Raw genomic sequence first — 2,731 nt, 5'->3', positions numbered from 1 at the left:
ATGGTAAACAAACACAGTTTTTTCCTCTGGGTCAATCAACCAACCGATCTGGGTTCCATGCTTGAGGCAATGAAGAATATTTTTGGTTACTTTTGTGTGACTTTGGTCTGGAGATAAGATTTCAATAGTCCAATCTGGAGTCAGGTTAAATACATTGGCAATTTCTCCATTATCATCACAGGGAATTCGGTTCCAAAGAAATACTGAAATGTCAGGTATTATTGAGCGACCCCCAAAGGTACAACGTAATTCAGGAAAAGCGCAAGCAATTTTTTTAGCTTTTACCAAACTATTGATTGCGGGTATTAGTTCTCCTTGAAGACGACTATGTTTTCCTTGAGGCATGGGCTTCTGAATAATTTTTCCATCAAGGTACTCACTAGCAGGCTTTGTTTCCGGTAGTTTCAGAAACTCCTCCAATGTCAGTATTTTTGGTTGTGATTGTACCATTTCAGGGTTGTCTCCAATTGTGCCAGTAGGGGTAGGGTGGGCAAATTTTGAGAATTTGATCATTTCATCAGCTCTGATGCCCATTTGCCCACCCTACAAAATCAGGCGATCGGTCTTGCTTGTCACCTATTCAGCAGGTTAAGATTTTTTTGACTTGCTCTACAATTTTAACCGATAAACCAATTAACAACAGGGTAGACGGTAGTGGATTTGCTAACCTCAGGGGTAGGGTGGGCAAATTATGATAGTTTGGCAATTTAATTAGGAATCATGTCCATTTGCCCACCGGACTTGAGCCTAAGCACTACAAGTCTAGGCGTACGCTACTTTGAGCCTAATATTTTGTCATATTCGGCGTGTGTTCCGATCCAAAACCAAACTAGATCATTATCCTTTTCCACCGCAATCGCTCTGTAATGTAAACCTACTCGAACTGATCAAAACCGACCTACTTTCTTGAAATGTAGTGAGGGATATCGAGGATCTTGTTTGAGCAACTCATAACATCTATCGGCAAGTTCTTGGATTTACGATGGTAGGTGTCGATAAGAATACCAAAAATCAGGTGTAGCAAGATGTTTCACAAATCAGTACAATTTCCTTGTCGTGAATCTTTCAGTGCTTTATCTGCTAGGGCATCAAGTCTACCAGCCGCAACATCTGTCTCAAATTGTCGATCCCAATTTGCTGCATCAAATTCTGCAAACCAAGCCCGAAATTTGGCTAGATCCTCCCTAGAAAGTTGACTGACAGCACGTTCAATTTCCCCTAAGTCACTCTTATTCATAAGCCCTAATTTTTGACAGATATATTCAAATTATACCGGGGACTACTTATTTTTTGGCATTGCTGAGGGGCGGGATTAATAGGAGTGGAACGGGCATCCTGCCCGCCGGAAGATTTTAACGGGCAAGATGCCCATTCCACGGCAAGATGCCCGTTCCACAGTAGGGTTGCCCGTTCCACAGTAGCGTAGGGTGGGCAAATAATGAGAGTTTGGCAATTGAATCCGGAATTATGTCCATTTGCCCACCCGACAAAAGCGATTGGCCGTAGGCCACGCTACGCTCCGGAAGCGTTCGCAAAGCGTGGCCGAAAGGCCTCAGCTTCCGCGCTTATGCGATCGCATTATTAAGGTGTTAGGTTTTAGGGAAACACTTAGTGGAGTAATTCCACATTCCGCAGGTTAGTTAGTCAAGAACTGCTGGCTCCAGATACAACTTTCTAGACAGAGCAATATCCTAAGCGAGGCGTAATCATGTTTGATCATAGACTATATATAATACTCGCTGCTCGCTCTGTATTGGGTCCTCTGGCGGTTTCACCTTTGTAACCAGCTTCTGCGGCAAGTTTGGTGTAGGAGTAACCTAACCTAGAATGTACCACAGTAATCCATCCTTTTGCCTCTTGCGGACGCAATTTCTTCGTTTCGCCAAGCAATCGTGCCATTTCTGTTTCAAATTCTGTCCTTCTCTTTGCCATATTTGTTTGATATTGCACCGAGTCTACTGCTTGCTTAACTAAGTCAGCTGCCTTATTTAATTGCTTATCTTGTTCAAATTTATGTGCTTCCACAAGTTTTTTCAAGTCTTCCAATTCCTGAGGTGATAGATGATTTTTAAGCACTGCGTCAGCTAATTCCTCAAGACTTTTCCTAGTTAAAGACGGATAGGTTACCTCAGCCACATATGGGCGATTAGACCAACCACTACCTGTCTTCTGATCTATGTGTGCCTCGCTTTGTGATGCTGTAATGTCAAACCAAGCGATATCCTTGTCAGTTAATTGCTCCTTAATAACAAGATCTGGTCGAGTATGACCCCGTGTCCCCTGAAGTACAATCTGCATTCCTGTTGGCAGATAGGGGTCAAGTTTGTTTGTTTTTATTGAAGCATTAGTTAGGGATTCAACTGCATAACCGTAGGATGCATAAATGAATGGCTCCTTTTTAAGGGCATCATCCAAGCTGCCACTCATCTTGTATGTATCCGTAAATGATGTAACTAGAGCTATCCATCGTTTTGTGTAACCATCTACATCTGGAATTCTGAGGGGATTTTTTAGGATATTGTCGGCAAGATTATTTACAAGTTTGTCTAGCTCTAAGACAAAGCTGTCAAAGTTATCATCTGCCCGTCGTGTCCATGCCTGAGCTCTCTGAATGACTGGAGAAGATAACTGCTTTACTTCGTCGAAGACTCTTCCAATCTTCTGCGATTGCGATCGCTGTACTGTACTACCAGTTTGCTGCACCACATGGGTCAATTCATGAGCAATCAAT

3 protein-coding genes and 2 pseudogenes are annotated in these 2,731 nt (G+C 42.7%); all 5 read right to left on the bottom strand.

Annotation, left to right across the window (positions count from 1 at the left end; all coding sequences use genetic code 11):
* On the bottom strand, positions 1-450 hold a 450-nt coding region (locus F6K20_RS32990), incomplete at its 3' end, for a Uma2 family endonuclease (RefSeq protein ID WP_287297571.1).
* Between the two features lie 323 nt (positions 451-773).
* A pseudogene (locus tag F6K20_RS32985) lies at positions 774-977 on the bottom strand (ParE family toxin-like protein).
* Between the two features lie 53 nt (positions 978-1,030).
* Positions 1,031-1,237 carry a hypothetical protein gene (locus tag F6K20_RS32980; protein ID WP_008184105.1) on the bottom strand — a complete coding sequence of 69 codons (207 nt, stop codon included), beginning with the start codon at positions 1,235-1,237 and terminating at the stop codon, positions 1,031-1,033.
* 75 nt (positions 1,238-1,312) lie between these two features.
* Complete coding sequence (locus F6K20_RS32975) at positions 1,313-1,453, bottom strand: hypothetical protein (protein WP_154659778.1); 141 nt, start codon at positions 1,451-1,453, stop codon at positions 1,313-1,315.
* Between the two features lie 263 nt (positions 1,454-1,716).
* Positions 1,717-2,731, bottom strand: a pseudogene (locus tag F6K20_RS32970) (hypothetical protein); the annotation flags it as partial.

The organism is Moorena sp. SIO2C4, from assembly GCF_010672485.1.
GTDB classification, from domain to species: Bacteria; Cyanobacteriota; Cyanobacteriia; order Cyanobacteriales; family Coleofasciculaceae; genus Moorena; species Moorena producens.
The sequence above is the reverse complement of the archived record's forward strand: the minus strand, read 5'-3'. Positions and strand labels throughout refer to the sequence as shown.